Origin of the sequence: Lutibacter sp., assembly GCF_016342705.1 — a bacterium.
Taxonomy (GTDB): Bacteria; Bacteroidota; Bacteroidia; order Flavobacteriales; family Flavobacteriaceae; genus Lutibacter.
This window is the reverse complement of sequence record NZ_JAEINV010000004.1, coordinates 215,950-239,935: the sequence shown is the minus strand read 5'-3', so window position 1 is coordinate 239,935 and position 23,986 is coordinate 215,950. Positions and strand designations below refer to the sequence as shown.

24 protein-coding genes are annotated in these 23,986 nt (G+C 28.3%); 15 read left to right on the top strand and 9 right to left on the bottom strand.

The genetic code is table 11. From position 1 onward, the window contains the following. The 6 genes from JEY78_RS05770 to JEY78_RS05745 form a co-directional block, all read right to left on the bottom strand. A complete protein-coding gene (locus tag JEY78_RS05770; RefSeq protein ID WP_291847893.1) occupies positions 1-582 on the bottom strand; it encodes an NUDIX domain-containing protein in 582 nt (193 codons plus the stop codon). 3 nt (positions 583-585) lie between these two features. Next, on the bottom strand, positions 586-1,029 hold the full coding sequence (locus tag JEY78_RS05765) for a GNAT family N-acetyltransferase (protein ID WP_291847890.1): 444 nt from the start codon (positions 1,027-1,029) through the stop codon (positions 586-588). 1 nt (position 1,030) lies between these two features. Next, positions 1,031-1,942: a cation diffusion facilitator family transporter gene (locus JEY78_RS05760; protein ID WP_291847888.1), complete on the bottom strand. Its 912-nt coding sequence runs from the start codon at positions 1,940-1,942 to the stop codon at positions 1,031-1,033. Positions 1,943-1,952: 10 nt separating this feature from the next. Then, positions 1,953-2,390, bottom strand: coding sequence for a ribose 5-phosphate isomerase B (gene rpiB, locus JEY78_RS05755; RefSeq protein WP_291847961.1), 438 nt, complete (start codon positions 2,388-2,390; stop codon positions 1,953-1,955). A gap of 501 nt (positions 2,391-2,891) precedes the next feature. Continuing rightward, positions 2,892-3,074 (bottom strand): hypothetical protein, encoded by a 183-nt coding sequence (locus tag JEY78_RS05750; protein WP_291847886.1) that lies wholly within the window; start codon positions 3,072-3,074, stop codon positions 2,892-2,894. Between the two features lie 78 nt (positions 3,075-3,152). Next, positions 3,153-4,067, bottom strand: a complete 915-nt coding sequence (locus JEY78_RS05745; protein WP_291847884.1) for a diacylglycerol kinase family protein — start codon at positions 4,065-4,067, stop codon at positions 3,153-3,155. Between the two features lie 113 nt (positions 4,068-4,180). Between JEY78_RS05745 and rnr the strand changes: the two genes are divergently transcribed. The 3 genes from rnr (at position 4,181) to tatA (ending at position 7,475) form a co-directional block, all read left to right on the top strand. Next, positions 4,181-6,391, top strand: coding sequence for a ribonuclease R (gene rnr / locus JEY78_RS05740; protein ID WP_291847882.1), 2,211 nt, complete (start codon positions 4,181-4,183; stop codon positions 6,389-6,391). Positions 6,392-6,452: 61 nt separating this feature from the next. Beyond that, a complete protein-coding gene (locus tag JEY78_RS05735) occupies positions 6,453-7,127 on the top strand; it encodes a head GIN domain-containing protein (protein ID WP_291847880.1) in 675 nt (224 codons plus the stop codon). Between the two features lie 150 nt (positions 7,128-7,277). Beyond that, the gene (tatA, locus tag JEY78_RS05730; protein WP_291847877.1) at positions 7,278-7,475 is read left to right on the top strand and encodes a twin-arginine translocase TatA/TatE family subunit; all 198 of its coding nucleotides are present in this window, start codon (positions 7,278-7,280) and stop codon (positions 7,473-7,475) included. A 71-nt stretch (positions 7,476-7,546) separates the two neighbouring features. Here tatA and JEY78_RS05725 read toward each other — a convergent pair whose 3' ends face one another. Both JEY78_RS05725 and JEY78_RS05720 read right to left on the bottom strand, forming a co-directional pair. After that, positions 7,547-7,864, bottom strand: coding sequence for a heavy metal-binding domain-containing protein (locus tag JEY78_RS05725; protein ID WP_291847874.1), 318 nt, complete (start codon positions 7,862-7,864; stop codon positions 7,547-7,549). After that, positions 7,864-8,784 carry an SPFH domain-containing protein gene (locus tag JEY78_RS05720; protein WP_291847871.1) on the bottom strand — a complete coding sequence of 307 codons (921 nt, stop codon included), beginning with the start codon at positions 8,782-8,784 and terminating at the stop codon, positions 7,864-7,866. Before JEY78_RS05720 ends, JEY78_RS05725 begins: the two co-directional genes overlap by 1 nt. A gap of 223 nt (positions 8,785-9,007) precedes the next feature. Between JEY78_RS05720 and JEY78_RS05715 the strand changes: the two genes are divergently transcribed. From JEY78_RS05715 to JEY78_RS05705, 3 genes are all read left to right on the top strand, one after another. Next, positions 9,008-9,493 carry a (2Fe-2S)-binding protein gene (locus JEY78_RS05715; RefSeq protein WP_291847868.1) on the top strand — a complete coding sequence of 162 codons (486 nt, stop codon included), beginning with the start codon at positions 9,008-9,010 and terminating at the stop codon, positions 9,491-9,493. After that, positions 9,490-11,676 (top strand): molybdopterin cofactor-binding domain-containing protein, encoded by a 2,187-nt coding sequence (locus tag JEY78_RS05710; protein WP_291847865.1) that lies wholly within the window; start codon positions 9,490-9,492, stop codon positions 11,674-11,676. The genes JEY78_RS05715 and JEY78_RS05710 overlap by 4 nt, the downstream gene beginning before the upstream one ends. Before the next feature lie 156 nt (positions 11,677-11,832). Then, entirely contained in the window at positions 11,833-12,378 is a 546-nt protein-coding gene (locus JEY78_RS05705; protein ID WP_291847862.1) for an acyl-CoA thioesterase, read from the top strand. A 108-nt stretch (positions 12,379-12,486) separates the two neighbouring features. Here JEY78_RS05705 and gltX read toward each other — a convergent pair whose 3' ends face one another. After that, positions 12,487-14,016 (bottom strand): glutamate--tRNA ligase, encoded by a 1,530-nt coding sequence (gene gltX, locus JEY78_RS05700; protein ID WP_291847860.1) that lies wholly within the window; start codon positions 14,014-14,016, stop codon positions 12,487-12,489. A 496-nt stretch (positions 14,017-14,512) separates the two neighbouring features. On the opposite strand from gltX, the gene JEY78_RS05695 reads away from it, so the two are divergent. From JEY78_RS05695 to JEY78_RS05655, 9 genes are all read left to right on the top strand, one after another. Next, positions 14,513-14,902 carry a hypothetical protein gene (locus JEY78_RS05695; protein ID WP_291847857.1) on the top strand — a complete coding sequence of 130 codons (390 nt, stop codon included), beginning with the start codon at positions 14,513-14,515 and terminating at the stop codon, positions 14,900-14,902. A gap of 289 nt (positions 14,903-15,191) precedes the next feature. Next, complete coding sequence (locus tag JEY78_RS05690; protein ID WP_291847854.1) at positions 15,192-15,563, top strand: hypothetical protein; 372 nt, start codon at positions 15,192-15,194, stop codon at positions 15,561-15,563. A gap of 49 nt (positions 15,564-15,612) precedes the next feature. Beyond that, the gene (locus tag JEY78_RS05685) at positions 15,613-16,245 is read left to right on the top strand and encodes a hypothetical protein (protein ID WP_291847851.1); all 633 of its coding nucleotides are present in this window, start codon (positions 15,613-15,615) and stop codon (positions 16,243-16,245) included. Continuing rightward, entirely contained in the window at positions 16,238-17,017 is a 780-nt protein-coding gene (locus JEY78_RS05680) for an ATP-binding protein (RefSeq protein WP_291847848.1), read from the top strand. The genes JEY78_RS05685 and JEY78_RS05680 overlap by 8 nt, the downstream gene beginning before the upstream one ends. Before the next feature lie 9 nt (positions 17,018-17,026). Then, positions 17,027-17,671, top strand: coding sequence for a response regulator transcription factor (locus JEY78_RS05675; protein ID WP_291847845.1), 645 nt, complete (start codon positions 17,027-17,029; stop codon positions 17,669-17,671). 45 nt (positions 17,672-17,716) lie between these two features. Continuing rightward, positions 17,717-20,998: a DUF4175 family protein gene (locus JEY78_RS05670; RefSeq protein WP_291847842.1), complete on the top strand. Its 3,282-nt coding sequence runs from the start codon at positions 17,717-17,719 to the stop codon at positions 20,996-20,998. A 1-nt stretch (position 20,999) separates the two neighbouring features. After that, the gene (gene ybeY / locus JEY78_RS05665) at positions 21,000-21,416 is read left to right on the top strand and encodes an rRNA maturation RNase YbeY (protein WP_291847839.1); all 417 of its coding nucleotides are present in this window, start codon (positions 21,000-21,002) and stop codon (positions 21,414-21,416) included. A 78-nt stretch (positions 21,417-21,494) separates the two neighbouring features. Next, positions 21,495-23,366, top strand: a complete 1,872-nt coding sequence (gene mnmG / locus JEY78_RS05660; RefSeq protein WP_291847836.1) for a tRNA uridine-5-carboxymethylaminomethyl(34) synthesis enzyme MnmG — start codon at positions 21,495-21,497, stop codon at positions 23,364-23,366. A gap of 69 nt (positions 23,367-23,435) precedes the next feature. Continuing rightward, positions 23,436-23,984, top strand: coding sequence for a hypothetical protein (locus JEY78_RS05655; RefSeq protein WP_291847834.1), 549 nt, complete (start codon positions 23,436-23,438; stop codon positions 23,982-23,984). Positions 23,985-23,986 lie beyond the last annotated feature (2 nt).

The following is a 23,986-nucleotide window of genomic DNA, read 5'->3' as shown; positions in this document are numbered from 1 at the left end:
TTATAACAATTCATTAATTTTAGCATATTGAAGAAGAATGATGGTTTTTGCATCACAAATTTCACCTGTAGAAATCATTTCTAAAGCTTTAGAAAATAGTAATTCCATGACTTCAATTTCTTCGGTTTCTTCTTCTAAACCTCCACCTTCATTCATCTTCATTTCATTATTATATTCAGCAATAAAATAATGTATTTTTTCTGTGACAGCTCCTGGAGTTGAATATATTTCAAATATTTTTTTAGGATTGTTAATTTTATAACCTGTTTCTTCTTCGGCTTCTTTTTTTATGCATGTTAATGCATCATCAGCATCTAACAAACCAGCGCAAACTTCAATCATCATGCCGTCTTCATTTTCATTTAAATAACTTGGCATCCTAAATTGTTTTGTAAGAATAACTGTTTTTTTTGTTGGATTGTATAATAAAATTGCAGCACCGTCACCTCTATCGTAACTTTCACGAGATTGATTTTGCCATTTACCATCTTTTGTTTGGTATTGAAAATTAACTTTATCTAATTTGTACCAATTACTTGAAAGATTTTCAACACTGTTAATTTTAACTTTAGGGTTTTGCATAATTTATTTTTTAATCATTGGAATATGAGGAATATTATCTTCTAAATATTCTTCACCAACTTGTTCAAAATTAAGTGATTCGTAGAATTTTTTTAAATATTTTTGAGCTGAAATTTTAATAATAGTTTCATTAAAATACTCTTTTACAGCTTTAATAGAATGTTGCATTATTACAAAACCATATCCAAATTTTCGTTGATTTTGTGCTACAACCACTCTACCAATACTAGCTTCGTTAAAATAATCACCAGATTTAAATATACGTGTGTATGCTATTATTTTTTTATTTTTATAACCTAAAACGTGAAGTGCTTTTTGATCTTTATAATCAATATCTTGATACACGCAATCTTGTTCAACTACAAAAACTTCACTTCGTAATTGTAATATTGCATATAATTCTGAGGAAGAAATTTCAGAAAATTTTTTAACGCTAACATCTAACATTTTAATCTTGTTTTATCAAATCTTTTAAATCATCTCTTCTAAATTCAGGTTGAAAATTACAATGTGTGATATGAAATTTATCTAACAACATTTCTTCAACTTGCTCGCAAATAACATCAAAATCAGACAGTTTTATATCTTCTCTAAATTCTAAATGTGCTTCAATATGACAATCGTGATCATTTAATTGCCAAATATGAACATGATGTATATTTTTAATTCCTTTAAAAATTAAAACTTCACTTACCACTTCATCAATTTTAATATGTTTTGGGGCAAAAAGCATTAATATTTTTAAGGAGGTAATTAAAATACTCCAACTCATATAAATTAAATATGCAGATATTATAAGTGTTAACAATGCGTCTATCCAATAAATATGATAAAATTTCATTAATAAACCACCAATTAAAACCGCTACTGAAGTTAACATATCTGTTAATAAATGAAGATATGCCGCCTTCATATTTAGGTTATTTTTAGCGTCGTTTTTTAATAATAAAACGCTAAAACCATTTACTGCTATTCCTAAAATTGCCAGCCAAATAACTAAATCGCTTTTTATTTCATGTTGTGTTTCAAAAAGCCGTTTAATTGCTTCAAAAGCTAAAAAAACTGCCATAAAAATTAAGGAAGCTGCATTTACAAATGCGGCAATAATTTCGGCACGTTTATATCCAAAAGTATATTTTTTTGTTTGCTTTTTTTTACGTGTTAATAAGTTAGCTATATAACTAATTATTAGTGAAATAACATCTGAGAAATTATGAACTGCATCTGAAATTAAAGCTAAACTACCAGATATAATTCCACCAATAAGTTGTGCAACCGTAATAACTGTATTTAAAACTATGGATAGTAATAAATTTTTACCTGATAACGTTGGGTGATGATGTGCGTGGTTGTAACCCATTTTTAAAAAATTAACAACATTTAGTTGGAATTTTATCTATTCTATTTTGGTGTCTTCCACCTTCAAATTTGGTAGTTAAAAATATATCTACAAAACCAATAGCTTGTTGTAACGATACAAAACGTGCAGGAATTGCTAACACATTTGCATTATTATGTAAACGTATTAACTCAACAATTTCATTATTCCAAACCAAACCAGCTCTAATTCCTTGGTGTTTATTTGCTGTCATTTGTGCACCGTTTCCGCTTCCACAAATAATAATTCCATACGTAGCTTCTCCGCTTTCAACAGCGTTTGCAACCGGATGAATGGCATCAGCATAATCCATACTTTCATTTGTATTGGTTCCAAAGTTTAAAACTTTTATACCTTTATTTTCTAAATGTTTAATTATTTTAAATTTGTAGTCTGTACCGGCGTGATCATTACCAATTGCAATTGTCATCATATTGTTTTGTTAATAAGTTATACTGCAAAAATACAAATTCACGGTTATTAACAGTAAAAAAAGACATTGTTAATAGTAATTTATAATTAGTTGATTAACAATAACATTAAATACTATTGAATTGTCAATAAGTTTATACTTAAAAAAGAAAACTTTTTTTTGTTAATTGAAAAGAAAAGATTAATGCAAAAACCTCCATCAATTCACCAAATTTATTTGTTAGATTTTTACAATAAGTTGTTAACATAAATTTAACGGTTTATAAACATTGTAAACTTGTTTTTTTATACAATTAACTGGTTAATTGCAATTTTTTAGTAGTTGTTAATAAACTATTTAATTTTATTGATTAATAAGTATTTAAATAATTATAAGTTGTTAGTAACATGTTATTATTGATAAATCAAAATTTAAAATTAACTACTTATACTACATATTAACAAGCTATAATAACAAAAAATATTTTTTAAAATTTTTAAAATTTCTTTTATAATTATATTATATGTTAATAAAGTTAATAACTAAAACTTGAGATGCGTTATTAGTTGTATTTGGAATAACAGAAATAGTTTCTATTTCATCTTCTGAAGTAAAATAATTATTTATACTTTTAATAGATATATAAATACCAATTAAAAATATAATAAGAAATAGTAACGTAATTTTATATAACCTTTTCATTGCTAAGCTGTTCTATATACTATAGACGAAACAATTTAATAAACGTTACACTTTTTTTAAGAAAATTTTAACTTTTAGTTAAGCAACTATAAATTGTATTGCTTTTGGAAGTATGGAAACAGTAAAATTTCCAGAGCCTATAATTTCTCCATCTGCTTGAATATAAGTTTCTTGTGTATCTAATACAGTAATTTTTATTGTAGCACTTTTATAATTTTTAACACAGTTTAATGTTGTAATGTTACCGTTAAATAAACCTCGTAAATTTCTTAAAAGTGTTAAAAGAGTTATATTATCAACAAAGGTAATATCAAATAAACCATCGGTAGCGTTTGAATTTTGAGTTAATTGCATTCCTCCACCAGAGTATTTACAAATACCAATTAACAACATTAAGGTTTTACCTTTTAAAATAGTATTATTAAATGTTACCTCTAAATTACTTTTTTTATAACTGGTTAAACTAACAATAGCGCCAGTAAAATAAGCTAGAAAACCTAAATTTTTATATTTATGAACCTTGTTAACAACGTAACCATCAAAACCAATTCCAGCTAAATTATTAAAATAAACTTCTTTACTACTATCTGTAATTTGTAATTTTCCAATGTCTTGAATAATTGTTTTTTCTGCTTTTATAATTTTAATAGCTTCTTTAAAATCTTTTGAAATATTATATGTTTTTACCCAATCATTTCCTGTTCCTATTGGAATAATACCAATTTTAATATCCTTAATATTTAATGGATTTAACCCTAAAACTGCATTTACAAAATTATGAATGGTTCCATCTCCACCAACACAAATAAACTTAGTAAAACCTTGTTTTATAGCATTTTGAACTAATTTTATAGAATGTCTTTCATATTCAGTAAAAACAAAATCAAATTCAAAATTTTGATGATTTAATTCCGAAAAAATAGCTGGCCATTTCTTTTTTGAAGCGCCATTTCCTGAAGTTGGATTTATAACTATAAACCATTTTGTACTCATTATAAAGTAATTTAATAAGTGTACCAAAATACAAATACAAATTTATATAACGTATAATTAACTTACTTGAAGTGTAATTATTTGTACTTTTGAGTAATATTAAAAAGAAATACATGTCGACAAGAAAAAAAATCTATAAAAAGAAAGGAAACGTAATTAAAGATTTAACAAAAAAAATATTAAAAATATTAAATCAATCTCCTTCAAATAGTTACAATTACAAACAATTATCTTCAAAATTAGAAATTACAGATGCGTCTGGTAGAAATCAAATTATACAAAAATTAGAAGAATTAAAAGGTCAGAAAAAAGTAGAAGAAGCGGAAAGAGGTAAATTTAAAATTGCGCCAGCTTCAAAATACTATATTGGAATTTTAGATGTTACAACCAACGGAAATGCTTATTTTATTTGCGAAGAATTAGAAAAAGATATTTACATTCCTGCCCGTAATTTAAACAGAGGTTTAGATAAAGACACGGTTAAAATTTATAAATATAATCGCAAAAATAGTAGTAAAGAAGAAGGTGATGTTGTTGAAATTATTAAACGTGCAAAAACAGAATTTGTAGGTGTTTTACAACTCAATAAAAACTTTGGTTTTGTTGTTCCTGATGATTCTAAAATGTATTCAGATATTTTTGTAGCAAAAAATAAATTAAAAGATGCAGAAAATGGTGTAAAAGTATTGGTTAAAATGACAGATTGGCCAGATAATTCTAAAAATCCATTTGGTGAAGTTTTAGAAATTTTAGGAATGCCAGGTGATCACGAAACTGAAATACATTCCATTCTTTTAGAATATGGATTACCATTTAAATTTCAAGAAAAAGTTGAAGCTGAAGCTGATTTAATTCCGTTAGAAATTTCAAAAACAGAAATTGAAAATAGGAGAGATATGCGTAAAGATTTAACCTTTACTATTGATCCGAAGGATGCAAAAGATTTTGATGATGCATTGTCTTTTGAAGTATTAGAAAATGGAAATTATGAAATTGGAATTCATATTGCCGATGTTTCACATTATTTACAAGAAAAAACAATTTTAGATGATGAAGCTTACAGTAGAGCAACATCAGTGTATTTAGTAGATAGAGTAGTGCCAATGCTTCCAGAAGTATTATCAAATGGTGTATGTTCATTACGTCCTAACGAAGAAAAATTAACCTTTTCTGCTGTTTTTGAAATGAATGAAAAAGGCCATGTTTTAAATGAATGGTTTGGTAGAACGGTTACTTATTCTGATCAACGTTTTGCTTATGAAGAAGCACAAGAAATTATTGAAACTAAAGCAAATATTATTTCAGAAGAAATTTCAATAACTGGAGAATCTTACACGGTACAACCAGCCATTGTTGAAGCAGTGTTAAAATTAGATAAACTTGCTAAAATTCTTCGTAAAAAGCGTTTACAGCAAGGAGCCATTACTTTTGATAGAGTAGAAGTTAAATTTAATTTAAATGAAAAATCAGAGCCAATAGGTGTGTTTTTTAAAGAATCTAAAGACGCCAACAAACTAATTGAAGAATTTATGTTGTTAGCAAACCGTAAAGTGGCAGAATTTGTTGGTAGTAAAAAAGGAGTTCCTACTAAAAATACATTTATTTATCGTGTGCATGATGAACCGGATGAAGATAAATTAATGTCGCTGCAAACTATTGTAAGTAAATTTGGTTATAAAAATAAAATTGATCTTAAAAATAAGCAAACAACCTCTTCATCATTAAATCAATTATTACAAGATGTTCACGGAACTGGTGAAGCTAATATGATTGAAACTTTAGCGGTTAGATCTATGAGTAAAGCAGTTTATACAACCGATAATATTGGTCATTATGGTTTAGCTTTTGATTATTATAGTCATTTTACATCACCAATTCGTAGATATCCTGATGTTATGACGCATAGATTGTTACAACATTATTTAGATGGTGGAAAATCTCCAAAACCTGAAGGTTATGAAGAAAAATGTAAACATTCTTCTGATATGGAACAATTAGCTTCTAAAGCAGAACGTGATTCTATAAAATATATGCAGGTGAAATATATGGAAGATCATAAAGATCAAGAGTTTGAAGGTGTTATTTCTGGAGTTACTGAATGGGGAATTTATGTAGAAATTATTGAAAATAAATGTGAAGGAATGGTTAGAATTCGTGAAATAAAAGATGATTATTATTTATACGATGAAAAACAATATGCACTTGTTGGACAATCAACAAAAAATTTATACCAATTAGGTGATCACGTTTTAATAAAAGTAAAACATACAGATTTAGAACGTAAACACTTAGATTTTAATTTATTAGAAAAAATTAGTAAATAATTAACTTTAAAGGCATAATTATTGCTTTTAAAAATAGTTATTACTTAAAAACTACTATAAAATGAAAAATTTAACCGTATTACTATTTTTTTTAAGTGCAACTTTATTTGCACAAGAACCAATAACAACTAATTTAGGAAATTTTAGTGAATTAAAAGTATTTAATGGTTTAACTGTTAAATTGGTAAAATCTAATACTTCAAAAATTGAAATTTCTGGATCACAAGCAAATGATGTTTCAATTAAAAATGCTAATGGAGTTTTAAAAGTTAGATTAAAATTTCCAGAAAGTTTTATTGCAGAAAATGTAAAAATTGTTTTGTATTACAACAATAGCATTGCAACTTTAGATGCTAATGAAGGTGCTCATATTATTTCAAATGAAAAAATAAACCAACAACATTTAGAAGTGAAAGTACAAGAAGGTGCTAAAATTGATTTAGATGTTAATATAAAATATTTAGTTGTTAAAACAGTTTCAGGAGGAATTATTACTTTAAATGGAAGTACTGATAATCAAACTATTGATGCAAATACTGGTGGTATTTATTATGGATTTGATTTACAAAGTAAGCAAACAACAGTAATATCTGCTGCGGGTTCAACTGCTGAAGTTAATACTTCAGAAATTTTAGATGCTAAAGCTCAATTTGGAGGAACCATTTTATATAAAGGTTCACCTGAGGTTTTAAAATCTAAAACTATAGTTAAAGGAACTATAAAATCTATGAATTAATTTTTTTATTAGGTAATTTCATTTAAATGTGTTTAAAATTATCTAATAAAGCTAATTTTTCTTAAAGAAAACATAAATAAATGCAAGATTTATAAAAGTTACTTTTAGTTTTGAATTAATTACTATCTTTGTACTTTAAAATTTAAAAATATGAACGCAATTTATATATTTTTAGGGGTTATTGGGGCTCCACAAGTAATACTTATTGTAGTATTAATATTAGTATTATTTGGTGGAAAAAAAATTCCTGAATTAATGAAAGGACTTGGTAGCGGAATTAAGGAATTTAAAAAAGCTTCTCAAGAGGATGAAAATGATTCAGAAAAAAAAATTGACGACAAAAAATAGTTATTACAATTAAATTTAAACAAAAAAACCTGTGAATTTCACAGGTTTTTTTTGTATTAAAAATGTATTTATTAAATTTTAACCGCAGTACCAGAAGCAGTTACCATTAACATTCCACCATTTTTACCAACAGTTTCATAGTCTAAATCTATTCCAATTACTGCTGTTGCTCCAAGTTTTAAAGCTTCTGCTTCCATTTCTCTTAAAGCAGTGTCTTTAGCTTCTCTTAAAACCTTTTCATATGAACCAGATCTTCCACCAACAATATCTCTAATACCTGCAAAAAAATCTTTAAAAATATTAGCACCAATAATGGTTTCTCCAGTTACAATTCCTAAATAACTTTTAACAGGATGCGTTTCAATAGTATTTGTTGTAGTTAATATCATTATTCTTTAAGTTTTTTAGGAATGGTTTTATTAGCTTCAGTTAAGGTATTTGCTGCTACTAAACTAGTAACCATATCATTTAACATTCCGCTGGCTGCAGTTGGGTCGTTTGGTAATAAAATTAAATTAGATCTTGTGTCAGAACCAATACTTTGTAAAGTATCATAATGTTGTGTAATAATAATTAATGCAGAAGCTTCTTGGCTGTTAATTCCTGCTCTGTTTAAAACCACTACACTTTCTTCTAAACCACGTGCAATTTCTCTACGTTGGTCTGCAATACCTTTACCTTGTAAACGTTTGCTTTCAGCTTCGGCCTTTGCACGTTCAACAATTAAAATACGTTGTGCGTCTCCTTCGTGTTGCGCAGCTATTTTTTCTCTATCAGCCGCATTAATACGGTTCATAGCTATTTTCACTTTTTCATCTGGATCAATATCAGTTACTAACGCTTTAATAATGTCGTAACCGTAGTCTAACATTGCTTGTTTTAAATCACGTTGAATGGCTAATGCAATTTCTTCTTTCTTTTCAAAAACATCATCTAAAATCATTTTAGGAACTTCTGCACGTACAACATCAAAAATAAAGGCTGTAATTTGCTCATGCGGATTTTGAAGTTTGTAAAAAGCGTCATAAACGTGGTCTGGTCTTATTAAAAACTGAACAGATATTTTTAAATGCACAAAAACATCATCTTTCGTTTTTGTTTCAACAATTACATCTAACTGTTGTACACGTAAACTTACACGCCCGGAAACTTTATCAATAATAGGAATTTTAAGTTGTAAACCTGGCGTTCTGGTACTTTGAAATTTACCAAATCGCTCTATAATAGCAATTGTTTGTTGTTTTACAGTAAATAAGCCAGAAGCAATAAGCACTACAACAATAAAAATAAAAATATACGTTCCAATCATTTTTCAAAAATTTTAAGGTTAATAATTAAGTATTAAAGGTACAATGTTTTTATAAGTTTTATAATAACAATTTACAACTATATGTATGTCAAAACTTATATTAGTTACAATTTTTCATTAAAAAGCTAAGTTATTTTAGTTTATAATTAGTATAAATTACAAAAGCTAAATTTTTTTTATAAATAATTAGTTAAATTTAATGAGTTTAAATACTTGTATTAAAATGAAGAAAATTGTAAAGTTTAAATTAAACAATGAAGTTATAACTGTTGAAGTTTTTGGAGACGAAACCTTACTTACAGTTATAAGAACCTACTTAGATAAAACAGGTACAAAATATGGATGTGGTATTGGACAATGTGGTGCGTGTACAGTTTTAATTAATAATGAAGCCACTAGATCGTGTATGATTTTAGTGGAAGATGTTGATAATAAGGAAATTATTACCATTGAAGGTATGCAGTTGCCAAACGGAGAATTACATCCAATTCAAAAAGCTTTTGTTGAAATTGATGCGCTTCAATGTGGTTTTTGCACACCTGGAATGATACTAAATGCTTATGGTTTATTATTAAAAAATCCAGCACCAACAAGAGAAGAAGTTTTAATTGGTATGGAAGAAAATTTATGTAGATGTGGTTCTTATAACAGAATTATTGACGCTATTTTAAATGCAGCAAAAGAATTAAACGAAAAAGTAAAAATATGAGACCTGATAAAATTAACGAATTATATTTTAGCGATGTTAATGAACCTGTATTTTACGACAGACGTAAATTTTTGAAGACATTAGGGAAGGGAATTATAGTTATTTTTTCTTTAAGTGAATTGTCCTTATTACAAGGTTGGAGCCAAACTTCTAATAGTGGAAATGAATTAGATTTTAATGCATACATCCATATAAAAGAAGATGGTAGAGTTAATTGCTATACGGGTAAAATTGAAATGGGACAAGGTATTATTACTTCCTTAGCGCAAGTTGTTGCTGAAGAATTAGAAGTCTCTATACAAATGGTTGATATGATTATGGGCGATACAGAATTATGTCCGTATGATGCTGGAACTTGGGGATCTTTAACTACCAGATTTGCGGACCCAGTAATTAGAGCCGCTGCTGCCGAAGCTCGTCAAATTTTATTGAAATTAGCTTCAGAAAAATTACAAGAACCAATTGAAAATTTAGTTGCTAATAATGGAGTTATTTATGTTCAACATAGCGAAACAATTCAAATAACATATGCTGAACTTACCAAAGGAAAAAAAATTGTTGAAACCCTAAAAAATAAACCTACAATTAAAAAATCGGCAGATTTTGAAATAATTGGAAAGCCAATAATTAGTACCGATGCTATTGCAAAAGTTACCGGTAAAGCACAATATTCTGGAGATATAAAATTACCTGGAATGGTGTATGCTACAGTTGTTAGACCAGATGTTTTTGGTTCTAAAAAAATAAGTGTAAACGCTGCTGAACTTTCAATCTTTGAAGGGGTTGAGTTGGTTGAAGAGGGAGATTTGGTTGCAGTTTTACATTCTAATCCTGAAGTTGCTAACAAAGCAGCAAGAAAAGTAAAAGTAGTTTGGGATGCTCCAAAAGCTGAGGCTACCGACAAAACAATTTTTGAACATTTAAATAACACTATTACAGATAGTAAACTATTTGAAGAAGAAGGTGATTTAGAAGCTGGAAAAAAAGCCTCAAAAACTATTGTAGAAGCTGAGTATTATGATGGTTATAAAGCACATGCACCAATGGAAACACATTCGGCTACGTGTTATTTTGAAGGTGATAAATTAATTATGTGGGCATCTACACAAACACCATTTGGTTTGCGTGAGCAATTATCAAAAGAATTGAATATGGCTTTAGAAAAAGTGCATATTAAACAAATATTTTTAGGTGGTGGATTTGGTGGTAAAATTTACAATCAGCAAGCAATAGAAGCTGCAATTATTGCAAAATCTTGTCATAAACCTGTGCAATTGGTTTGGAGTAGAAGAGAGGAGTTTATGTATGATAATTTTAGGCCAGCAGCTTTAATGAAAGCTAAAGCTGGAGTTGATGAAAACGGAAAACTTCAACTGTGGGAATTTGATATTTATTGTGCTGGAACCAGAGGAACTAAACTTTTTTATGAGGTTCCAAATAACAAAACCAGCGTGTTTAACGAAAAAAATGTAAGTGGAAATAGCCATACAAATAAATCAAATAGTATAAGTGTGCATCCTTTTAAAACGGGTGCTTGGAGAGCTCCAGGAAATAATTCAACAACATTTGCACGTGAATCACATTTGGACGTAACTGCTTTTAAATTAGGTATTGATCCATTAGAATTTAGATTGAACAACCTTAAAAATAAGGATATGATTGCCACTTTAAATTTAGCAGCAGAAACATTTAATTGGAAAAGAGCTAAAAAAGAAGGTCATGGTTATGGAATTGCTTTAGGTGAAGATGCAGGAACTTGTGTTGCTATTATTGCTCAAGTTCATGTAGATAAATCTACAGGAATAGTAACACCTATTCATATAGTTTGTGCTCAGGATATGGGACAAGTTGTAAATCCACATGGCGCAACTGTACAAACTGAAGGTGGTGTTACCATGGGATTAGGCTACGCTTTATATGAAGATATTGAGTTTACTGGCGGAAAATTAAAAGCTAAAAATTTTAATAATTATACTATAACTAAATTTTCAGTAACACCAACAATTACTTGTGCATTTATAGATAAAATGGATTCCAAACCACAAGGAGGTGGTGAACCCGCTATAATTTGTGTTGGTGGAGCCATTGCAAACGCTGTATTTGATGCTTGTGGAGCAAGAGTACACCAAATGCCAGTTACACCAGAACGTATCTTGAAAGAAATTAATAAAGTGATAGATTAGAAGTTAATACATTTCTTAAAAATTCACTATTTTAACTTATTTGTAAATAGTGTTAATTGGTTTGTGTAAAGCTTAATAAAAATTTAGTTTTGCTGAAAATAATTTAGTCAAAATATTATTTCATAATAAAAAAATAAGAAAAAATTAAAATAGTATATGAATTCTATATTTAAGAAAACAGAGGATTCTGAAATAATTTTAACGGAGTTAATGTTGCCTTCTCACTCCAATTTTAGTGGAAAAATTCATGGTGGTTTTATATTATCATTAATGGATAAAGCTGCTTTTGCTTCGGCATCAAAGTTTTCTGGGCAATATTGTGTTACTGCTTCTGTAAATCGTGTAGATTTTTTAAATGCTATTGAAGTAGGAGAGTTGGTAACAATGCGCGCTAAGGTCAATTACGTGGGACATTCATCTATGGTGGTAGGAATACGTGTAGAATCTCAAAATATTCGTACAGGAGTTATTAAACACTGTAATTCATCATATTTCTCAATGGTTGCTAGAGATGAAACAGGAAAAGGCATTCAGGTTCCTGGTTTAATTATTTCAAACTTAAATGATATGCGTAGATTTTTACGTTCCATTAAACATATAAAAATGAGAAATGAACGTAAAATGGAGTTTAGTAAAAGCACTTTTGAGCCTGAAAAATATATGGATGCCTTAAAAGAGTATAACGTAAAAATGGAAATATAAAAAAAGGAGCAAATAGCTCCTTTTTTTATTTTAAAAAGTATATTTTTCATCAACCTGAACTTGATTCAGAATGACGTATTTTAGCACTTTTTAGGCTTTATTTTTCTTTTAAAAAGTAGCAATTGCTTTTCTAATTCTGTTAATGGTTTCTTCTTTTCCAATCATTTCAGCAATGTCGAATAGGTGAGGACCTTTCATAGCGCCCACCAAACTCAATCTAAAAGGTTGCATTACTTTTCCAAAACCAATTTCTTGTGAAGTAATCCATTCTTTAACAATGTTTTCAATGTTTAATGAAGAATAATCTTCAATAGATTCTAACGATGAAATAAGCGTTAACATTAGTGAAGCAGTATCTTCTTTCCAGTTTTTTGAAGCTGCTTTTTCATCATAAACAGTTGGAGCTTGAAAAAAGTAATCGCTCAAATCCCAAAAATCATTTACAAAAGTTGCACGTTCTTTAATAGCTGAAACTACCTTAGTAATGTAATTTTTATCTTTTGAAATTCCTTTTTCTTTTAAAACTTCAGTAAATAATTCTGCTAATTCTTCATCAGATTTTAGCATCATATATTGCTGATTGAACCAGTTTGTTTTATCTGGACTAAATTTAGCGCCACTTTTACTAACTCGTGATAAATCAAAGACTTGTGAAAGTTCTTCAAGCGTAAAAATTTCTTGTTCAGTTCCAGGATTCCAACCTAATAAAGCCAACATATTTATAAAGGCATCAGCAAAATAGCCATCTTCTCTATAACCTCTTGAAATATCGCCAGTTTCATCATTTACATATTCTAACGGAAACACTGGAAAACCTAATTTATCACCATCGCGTTTACTTAGTTTTCCTTTTCCTACAGGTTTTAAAATCAATGGTAAATGTGCAAATTCTGGAGCTTTCCAACCAAAAGCTTCATACAAAGCAATGTGTAAAGGCACAGATGGCAACCATTCTTCACCACGAATAACGTGTGTAATTTCCATTAAATGATCGTCAACTATATTAGCTAAATGGTAGGTTGGCATTCCATCACTTTTAAACAAAATTTTATCATCTAAAATTTCTCTTTTAAAAGTTACTTCACCTCTAATTAAATCTGTTGAAGTAATGGTTTCTTTTTCTCCTTCAACTTCTGGTTCGTACATTTTAAAGCGAACTACATATTTTTCACCCGCAGCAATTTTTTGTTCAACTTCTTCTTTACTTAAAGAGATAGAGTTGGTTAATTTTGCTCTGTTGTGCCAGTTGTAAATAAAGGTTTTTCCTTTTTTTTCGTGATCTTCTCTGTGAAAATCTAATTCTTCTGCAGTATCAAAAGCATAGTAAGCTTTGCCTTTAGCTATTAATTCTTCAGCGTATTTCTTATAAATTTCTTTACGTTCTGATTGACGATATGGACCAAATTTTTCGTTTTTATTTGGACCTTCATCAAAAGGAATGTTACACCAATTTAATGCATCAATTATATATTGTTCCGCATTGGCAACGTATCTGGTTTGGTCGGTATCTTCTATTCTTAAAATAAAAGTTCCCTTATGTTTTTTTGCAAATAAGTAATTAAATAAGGCAGTTCTAACACCACCAATATGTAATGGTCCTGTTGGACTAGGAGCAAAACGCACTCTTACATTCGTCATTTTTATCAAGTTTTAGAGTGCAAAGATAATTTATCAGTAGAAATAGGCATATTATATTGCAAAAAAAAGGTTGCTGAATAGCAACCTTTTAAAATCTGCCCAATAAATAGATTTTAAGTACCCTTCAAAATTAATTAAAGAATTTGTTAAAATAAGTGGAAGGGGACGTTTCCAGTTAATCAATTATATAGCTATTCTTTTCTCAATTTTTATTATTGGAGTCGATTCTTTTAAAACATTATTTAATAAGTAAAAGTTTAAACTTACTATAATAATAATGAAAAAACAAAGAGCAATAAATTTAAGGCTTTTTGAGTTGCGGATCTTATTAAACAGCATAATTAAAGAATTTCGATATATCAAAAGTACTTCTTATAGTTATAAATTTGTTAGGGGAAAACCTTGTTTTATTAGGGGAAAAACCCCCTAAAATTATTTATGTAAAAACTAAATTGAAAAAGTTTAACTTTATGCACCTAATTAAAATAATTAAAATATGAGTAAAATTAACTTTAAAGAAGCGCAAGAATTAAATCAAAATTTTGTAAAAACTAGAACGAAAGCAATTGATGGTGCTATAGGTAAAAAAGATGCTATTTCTAGCTGGTTTTCTTTAGCTGAATTGAAAGAATATATTGCTTATGTAGAAGAGCAAGGTAAACTTAAAAATATTGATGTAAATGGTTTACGAGTTTATTTTGGAGCCTATTCTAGTTCTGAAAATGATGTTTCTAAAAAAGATTTATCAACCGTATTTTTTGTGCCAACGCAAGCTAAAATTAAATCTGAAGAAGATGGTGGCGGCGATAATTCTGATATTACTGATATTGATGGATTGAATCGAGGAATTCTTGGTTTTCCACCGTCTGCAACATACCCACAATAGTTTGGAGTATTTTTTTCTTGTTTTTCCAATACTTTATATAACTGTAATTTGTTTTGGAATAAGTAATTACAATAAAATTAAAGATAGTTTGTATTTAAAACTATTTTTAGTCTTTATCACCTATTCTTTAATTACTGAAATTTTAGGATATATTTTTGGCGTTATTTTAAAAAAAAATAGTTTTTTCATTTATAACACTTGGAATTTTATAAATAACTATTTCTTTTTCTTTTTCTTTCTTGGAATACTAGGTAATGGGTTAAAAAAGCAGTTGTTAAAATTCTTAATTTTGAGTTATACCGTTGTAAGTATTATTGATCTGTTATTTTTTACAAGTTTTGTTGAAAACAGTATGAATGTTAATATTATAATTGGAAGTATTATAATTGTAATTGCTGTTTTAATGTATTTAACCAATTTATTAGAAAATGATACTATTTTATATTTTAAAAACTCTATGTTTTTTTGGATAAGTTTAGGTGTATTGTTATTTAATATTGGCTTTGTTCCTGTTTTTGTAGTTGCGGAATTTATTGAATATAAAGGAGCTTATAGATATATATCATTTGCATTAAATATATTAATGAACTTAATATTTATTATAGGCTTTATAGTAAGTAAAAAGGAATATAATTTTCAGAATATCAAAAAAATAATTTAGAAATTGTTTTATGGTTCAAATTAGTTTAATTGAAAATTAACGATAAAAAATGGTACCGACTTATATTATAACAATAATTTACGCGATTACTTTTTTAATTGGAATTATCAATTTAAAAAAGGTTTTAAATAATAATTCTATCTACTTTTTTGTCATAGTTTTATTAGGTTTTTTGGTAGAATTACAAGGAACTTTATCTCAATATGTTTTTGAGCACAACTCCAGAATTGGTTATAATTTGTATAAAATAGCAAGTTTACTACTGTATTTTTTGTTTTTTTATAAATACATCATTAATCGGTTTAAGAAAAAATTAGTGGCTTCAATTGCTGCTATTTTTATTGTTTTCAGCGTATATCATTATCTATTTATTCATCAAACTATATTGGTGTTTAATATGTCGGTTTCACTAATGGGGGCGTTTTGCTTAATTGCAATTATATTAGTTTATTTGGCCGATGTGCTTAATAGTACTAAAATTTTAAAACTTCAGTTTGTTTTACCTTTTTGGGTAGCCATTGGAAATATGTTCTTTTTTATTGGTTATTTACCTGTTTTTGCTCTGGCTAAAAAATTGGGTTTTTATTACATGTATGGTTTAATAGTTTTAACTTTAAATATTATTATGAACTGTATTTTTATTATGGGTTTTCTAAAGTCAAAAAAAGAATTTAATGAATAATTTACAAGAGATTGATATTCTTATTGTTATAACTACTATAATAGTTTTAATATTGTGTTTTACAGTGGTAATTTTCTTTCTATATTTTCAGAAAAAAAAGATTGCCTTTATACTATCTGAAAGAGAAACTAGGCAGCGGTTTGAAGAAGAAATTACCAAATCTAAAATGGAAATTCAAGAGCAAGCGTTGCAAAACATAAGTTGGGAAATACACGATAATGTAGGACAATTATTATCGGTTGCAAAAATGCAATTAAATATTATTCAATATACACTACCTGAAAATCAACAATTTAGTATTCAAGAAACTGGAGATATTATTGGTAAAAGTTTACAAGAGCTTAGAGGTTTGGCTAAGTCTTTAAATCCAGAAACCATTAAAAATAATGGATTAATAGATTCTTTAACACTTGAAATTGAACGATTTAATCGTTTAAAAGTTATTGACGCATCATTAAATATTGTGAATGATCAGTATAATTTATCCAATGAAAAAGAAATTATTTTGTTCCGAATTTTACAAGAATTTTGTAATAATTCATTAAAATATTCACAAGCTAAAAACTTATATATTACAGTAACTTTTAAACTAGACATATTGGAAATTACTGCTGAAGATAATGGAATTGGTTTTGATGTTAATGATGTTGAAAATCATTCGGGAATTGGTTTATTAAATATGAAGAGTAGAGGAAAGCTAATTGGCGCCGAAATAAACCTAGAATCAACTATAAATAAAGGAACTAAATTGTACATTAGTTGTTTGAAATAAAAATTGAAAATGAATAAAATTGATATTATTATTGTAGATGATCATATGCTTTTTTCACAAGCGTTACATGGTTTAATCTCTAACTATGATGAGTTTAATGTAATTAAGGTTTTAAACCACGGAAAGGAGTTAGTTAATTATTTTTCAGAAGAAAATAAACATCCTCACATTGTATTAATGGATATTAAAATGCCACAAATGAATGGTATTGAAGCTACACAATGGTTAAAAGATAATCATCCTACAATTAAAGTTTTAGCTTTATCTATGGAATGTGATGAGGTTACAATTTTACAAATGTTACGCGCCGGAGCAAAAGGATATTTATTAAAAGATATTCATCCAAAAATTTTACATCATGCATTGTTAGAAGTCCATGCAAACGGATTTTATTATACTGAAAACGTGACAAATACCTTGTTAAATTCAGTAGGAATTTTAAATAGTAAATCTTCAGTAACACTTAAAGAACGGGAGCTAGAATTTTTAAAACTAACATGTTCCGAAAGAACTTATAAGGAAATTGCTGATGTTATGTGTTTAAGCCCTAAAACTGTTGAAAATTACAGAGAGGCACTTTTTGAAAAATTGAACGCAAAAACCAGAATTGGTTTGGTGTTGTACGCTATAAAAGAAAAAATAGTTATACTGTAATCTAATTTTGGTTATTTTTAGCGTTAAATAGGTAAAAATAACAATTTGAGCAATTTTAAAAACATACAAGCAAAACTACAACATTTTATAAGAAAGTTTTATGTAAATGAACTTATAAAAGGATTGTTTTTGTTTTTTACAATTGGTTTGTTATACTTAATTTTTACGCTTTTTATTGAATATTTTTTATGGCTGAAACCTGTAGCCAGAACCTTTTTATTTTATCTTTTTATTGGTGTTGAACTCGGACTTTTAGTTGTTTACATACTTTTTCCAATTTTTAAATTATTCGGATTAAAAAAAGGAATTACAGAGTTTGAAGCTTCCAATATTATTGGTAAATATTTTCCTGAAGTTAGTGATAAGTTGTTGAATATGTTGCAGTTAAAGCAAATTCAAGAAAATTCAGAATTAATTGAAGCAAGTATTGAACAAAAATCATTGGAGTTAAAACCCATTCCATTTGTACGGGCTGTAGATTTCAAAAAAAATAAAAAATATATTAAATATGCTAGTATTCCAATTGTTGTATGGGTGTTGGTGTATATCACTGGAAATATCAATGTTTTTAGCGATAGTTTTACGCGTGTTGTAAAGCACAATACACAGTTTGAACCACCTGAACCGTTTACCTTTATAGTATTAAATAAAACAATGAATGTTATTGAAGGACATCTATTTGTGTTAAATGTTGAAACTGTTGGAAATAGTGTTCCGGAAGACGCTAAAATTAATTTTTCAGATGAAAACTATTATTTGGAACATAATGGTTTGGGTGTATTTCAATATACTTTTTCCAACGTAAAATCTACCATTAATTTTACTATGGAAGCCAATGGAGTGGTTTCGAAAGAATACAAAATTAATGTGATTGCTACACCGGTTATTTCTAATTTAATAATGGTGATGAAATATCCAGCTTATACAGGAAAAAAAAGTGAATTGATTCAAAATACGGGAAATGCAGTTGTTCCACAAGGAACTAAAATTTCGTGGCAAATAGAAACGCATCAAACAGAAAATATTTCGTTAAATAGGTTTAATGAAAAACCTGTAAATTTCATCAACAAATCTAAAGATTATTTTTTATTAGAGCATGAAGTTTTGAAGTCCTTTCAATATACCATTGCAACTTCTAATAAACAACTTAAAAATCACGAGTTTTTAAATTTCACCATTGATGTCGTTTCAGATGAGAACCCGAAAATTATGGTAAAGTCTGATATTGATTCTATTAGCCGTGGTCCAGTTCAGTTTATTGGGCAATTAAGTGATGATTACGGAGTAAGTAAATTACAGTTGGTGTATTATGATAAAAATAGTTCAAATGTGGTTAAAACGCATTTAATTTCTATTGAAAAATCTTCTTTAACTGACTTTTATTACGTTTTTCCAGAAGGAATTTCTATTGATGAGGGTGTAGAATATGAAATGTATTTTGAAGTGTTTGATAACGATGCTGTAAATGGAAGTAAAAAATCTAAGAGTAAAATCTTCAATTTTTATAATAAAACTTCAAATGAAATAAAAGAGGAATTGTTAAAAGAACAAAAAGAAACAATTAATACTATTTCTAAAGATTTAGATAAATCAAAAAAGGAGAACGACGATTTAGAAAAGTTTCAAAATGAATTACAAAAAAAGGCGGATATAAATTGGAACGACACCAAAAAATTGCAAGAATTTATTAAACGTCAAAATCAATATGAAAAAATATTTCAAGAGCAAAGAAAACAACTTGAAAAGAATTTGAACGAGCAGCCAGAAATTGAAAGTTTAGATGACAAAAAAGAAGAATTAAAAAAACGTATTGAAGAGGCGAAAGATTTGGCGAAACAAGAAAAAATGTTGGACGAGTTGAAAGTTCTTACCGAAAAATTACAAAAAGAAAATTTGGTCGATAAATTAAAAGAATTGACTAAAAAGAATAAACAGAAGGAACAAAGTTTAGAACGTATTTTGGAATTAGCAAAACGGTTTTATGTAGAACAAAAAGCAAACCAGATTAAAGATAAATTATCTAAATTAGGTGAAGAACAAGAGCAATTAGCTAAAGAAAAATTTCAAGAAAATACTTCTGAAAAACAACAAAAAATTAAAGAGGAATTTGACGCGATAAAAAAAGATTTTAATGAAATGGATAAACAAAACATGGATTTGAAACGCCCCATGAAATTTCCAGATAACAGTGAACAAAAGAAGGAGATTGATAAAAATTTAGAGAATGCTTCAAAGGATTTAGAGAACAAAGATGCTGAAAGTGCAAAGAAAAATCAGAAAGGTGCATCTAAAAAAATGAAAGAAATGAGTAAAACTATGGAGAAATCTATGGAAGCCTCAGAGGGAGAATCTATTGATGAGGATATTGATGATTTACGTAAAATTGTTGAAAATTTAATTGAGTTTTCTTTTCAGCAAGAGGCGTTATTAAATAAATTTTCTGGAATAAATAGTAATCATCCTGAATTTCCAAAAAACCTAAAAGAACAGCAAAAGTTAAAAGTATATTTTGAACATATTGATGATAGTTTATATGTGCTGTCTTTACGTGTTTTTAGTATGGGTTCTGCAATTCAGAAGGAAGTTTCTGATGCCCATTTTAATATGGATGAATCATTACAGAATTTTTCTGAAAATTTAATGGAACAGGGTGTTTCTAATCAACAATTTGTAATTACTGCAGCTAATAATTTATCCAATTCTTTAAGTAATTTATTAGAAAGTTTAATGAATGCATCACCAAGTTTTGGTAAAGGAAAAGGAGAATCACAAGAATTTAGCTTACCCGATATTATTCAGAAGCAAGGAGAATTGAAAGATAAAATTAAAGAGGGTTTAAAGAAGGGAAAAGAAAAGGGAAGCGGTTCGGAAGATGGCAAAGAAAAAGGTGAAAAGACAGGTGATGGAGATGAACAATCTAATAATGAATTGTATGAAATTTATAAACAGCAATCTTTACTAAAAGAAGCTTTAAAAGATATTTTGGAAAACAATAAGAGTGGTAATTCTCCAAATGATTTTGTGAAGGAAATGGAAGAATTGGAAAAGACATTATTAGAAAAGGGTTTTAGTGAAGATGTTTTGAAAAAAATGCAACAGTTAAGTTATGAATTGTTAAAATTAGAAAAAGCAAAAAAAGAGCAAGGTGAAGATCAAGACCGTAAATCTGAAACAAATATTCAGAACTTTGAAAACCGAGCAATTGATAAATTAAAGCTCCAAAATCTGTATTTTAATTATAACGAAATATTAAACAGACAATCATTACCTTTGCGCTCGATTTATAAAAAGAAAGTTCAAGAATATTTTAAAACAGAAGATCAATAAAATGATTGAATTTAATTATGAAACTGATTTCGAATTAAGTAATGAAAGCAGTGTTGAAAAATGGATTTCTAGTACAATTGAAAACTATGGTTTTGAAGAAGGTGAAATAAATTACATTTTTTGTGATGATGAATATTTGCTAAAATTGAATGTAGAATTTCTGGAGCACGACACCTTAACCGATATAATTAGTTTTGATTATACTTTAGGGAAGCTAATTAGTGGTGATATTTTTATTTCTATTGAAAGGGTGCGTGAAAACGCATTAAAATTCAATGAAACTATTGATAATGAGTTAAATAGGGTGATAATTCACGGTATTTTGCATTATTTAGGTTTTAAAGATAAATTACCGCGTGATAAAGAAGTTATGAGAGGGGAAGAAAATAAATGTTTGGCTGAATTTGATAAATTTTAGTGTTCCACGTGGAACATATTTTTCATTTTGAAGTTAAAAAAATACTAACGTTCCACGTGGAACATTATTTTTCAAAATATGTTTAATACAGAATATGATGTAATTGTAGTTGGTGGTGGCCATGCTGGAAGTGAAGCTGCAGCTGCAAGTGCAAATATGGGAGTCAAAACTTTATTGATTACAATGAGTTTGCAGAATATTGCTCAAATGAGTTGTAATCCTGCAATGGGTGGAATAGCAAAAGGACAAATTGTTCGTGAGATTGATGCGCTTGGTGGTTATAGTGGAATTGTAACGGATGAAACTGCTATTCAGTTTAAAATGTTGAATAAATCTAAAGGTCCTGCAATGTGGAGTCCAAGAGCTCAGAGTGATCGTATGCGTTTTGCTGAAACTTGGAGAAATATGTTAGAGCAAACTGAAAATCTGGATTTCTTTCAAGATATGGTAAATGGTTTAGTGTTTGATGGCGGTAATATTGTTGGAGTCAAAACTACACTCGGGATTGAGATAAAAGCGAAAGCTGTTATAATCACAGCTGGTACTTTCTTAAATGGTTTAATTCATATAGGTGATAAAACTTTTGGTGGAGGTAGGGCTGGTGAAAGAGCATCAACTGGTATTACAGAAGATTTAGTGAAAGTTGGTTTTGAAGCTGGAAGGATGAAGACTGGAACACCGCCTAGAGTTGACGGTAGAAGTTTAGATTATTCTAAAATGATTGAACAACCAGGTGATGATAACCCTGAAAAATTTTCGTATTCAATTTCAACAAAACCGCTCGCTAAACAACGGTCTTGTTATATGAGTTATACTTCTCAAGAAGTGCATGATTTGTTAAGAACAGGTTTTGATAGATCTCCAATGTTTAATGGTAGAATACAAAGTATTGGGCCAAGATATTGTCCGTCAATAGAAGATAAAATCGATCGTTTTGCAACGAAAGATAGGCATCAAATATTTGTAGAGCCAGAAGGTTGGAATACTGTAGAGGTTTATGTGAATGGTTTTTCAACTTCGTTACCGGAAGATGTACAAGATAAAGCTTTGCGAAAAGTGGCTGGTTTTGAAAATGTAAAATTCTTTAGATATGGTTATGCTATTGAGTACGATTTTTTTCCACCTACACAATTAACACATTCACTAGAAACAAAATTGATTAAAGGGTTGTATTTTGCTGGTCAAATTAACGGAACTACAGGTTATGAAGAAGCGGCAGCTCAAGGTTTAATGGCTGGAATAAATGCGGCTTTAAAAATTCAAAATCGTGATCCTTTTATCTTAAAAAGAAATGATGCTTATATAGGAGTTTTAATTGATGATTTAATAACTAAAGGAACAGAAGAGCCTTATAGAATGTTTACATCTAGAGCTGAATATAGAACTTTGTTACGTCAAGATAATGCTGATTTGCGTTTAACGCCACTTGGTTTTGAATTAGGTTTAGCTTCAAAAGCGCGAATGGATAGAGTGTTAATTAAGCAGGAAAAAACTGATTTGTTTGTAAAGTTTTTGCAAGATACAAGTGTAAGGCCAGAAGAGATAAATCCAATTTTAGCAGAAAATGAAACTGCTTTAATTGATCAATCTATGAAGCTTTTTAAGATTGCTGCACGGCCACAATTAAACTTTACGGATCTTCAAAAGTTAGAAAGTGTTCAGTTGTTTATTGAAGAGAATGATATGGATTTGGAGATTATTGAACAGACTGAAATTCATGTGAAATACTCTGGTTATATAGATAAGGAAAAGAATCAGGCTGATAAATTAAACCGTTTAGAAAATGTGATTATTCCTGATAATTTTGATTTTAAAAAGGTGAAATCTTTATCAATTGAAGCATGCCAAAAGTTAACTAGAATTCAGCCAAAAACTATTTCACAAGCAAGTAGAATAAGCGGAGTTTCTCCGAGTGATGTTTCTGTATTGTTAGTGTATATGGGTAGATAATTTTTTGATGTTCCACGTGGAACACTTAAAAAAGAATTAACATAAAAGGTTTTAACGTGTAATTTTAAAATGAAAAAGTGGTTATTGATTTCGGTTTTATCGGTTGTTTTAAATTGTTTTCAAAGCTGTATTCCTTTAAAAACGGTGACTGCAATTGATAATTATAAAATAGAAAATGGGAAGCCAACTTCTATAAAAAAGGAGAAACAATTAACTAAATATATTTTTAGTAATAACAATTCTTTTAAAAAATCAATCTCATTTTTAGAAACTAAATATGATGTTTTTATACATAAAAATAAGGTGTATATAACTCATAAATTATTTTCAGATATTGATACTAATTTTAATTTGGAGTTAAAATTTACGGAAGATAAAAGTAAGTATCTTTCACTTTTTAATTTATTTTATAAAGATAGGAGAGATTCATTTGATCCAGGTTATAATAAAGAATTGGATGAGCCAATGCAAGATGGATCTATCTATCATTTTATTGAAATTACAGTTTCTGATGATTCGTATTACGATTATTTAAGCGTAGATTCTTCTTTGAAAAATAGACTGATTAGTTATCTTCAAAATTTAAAACAACAACATAATTTTTATATTCAACCTTAATT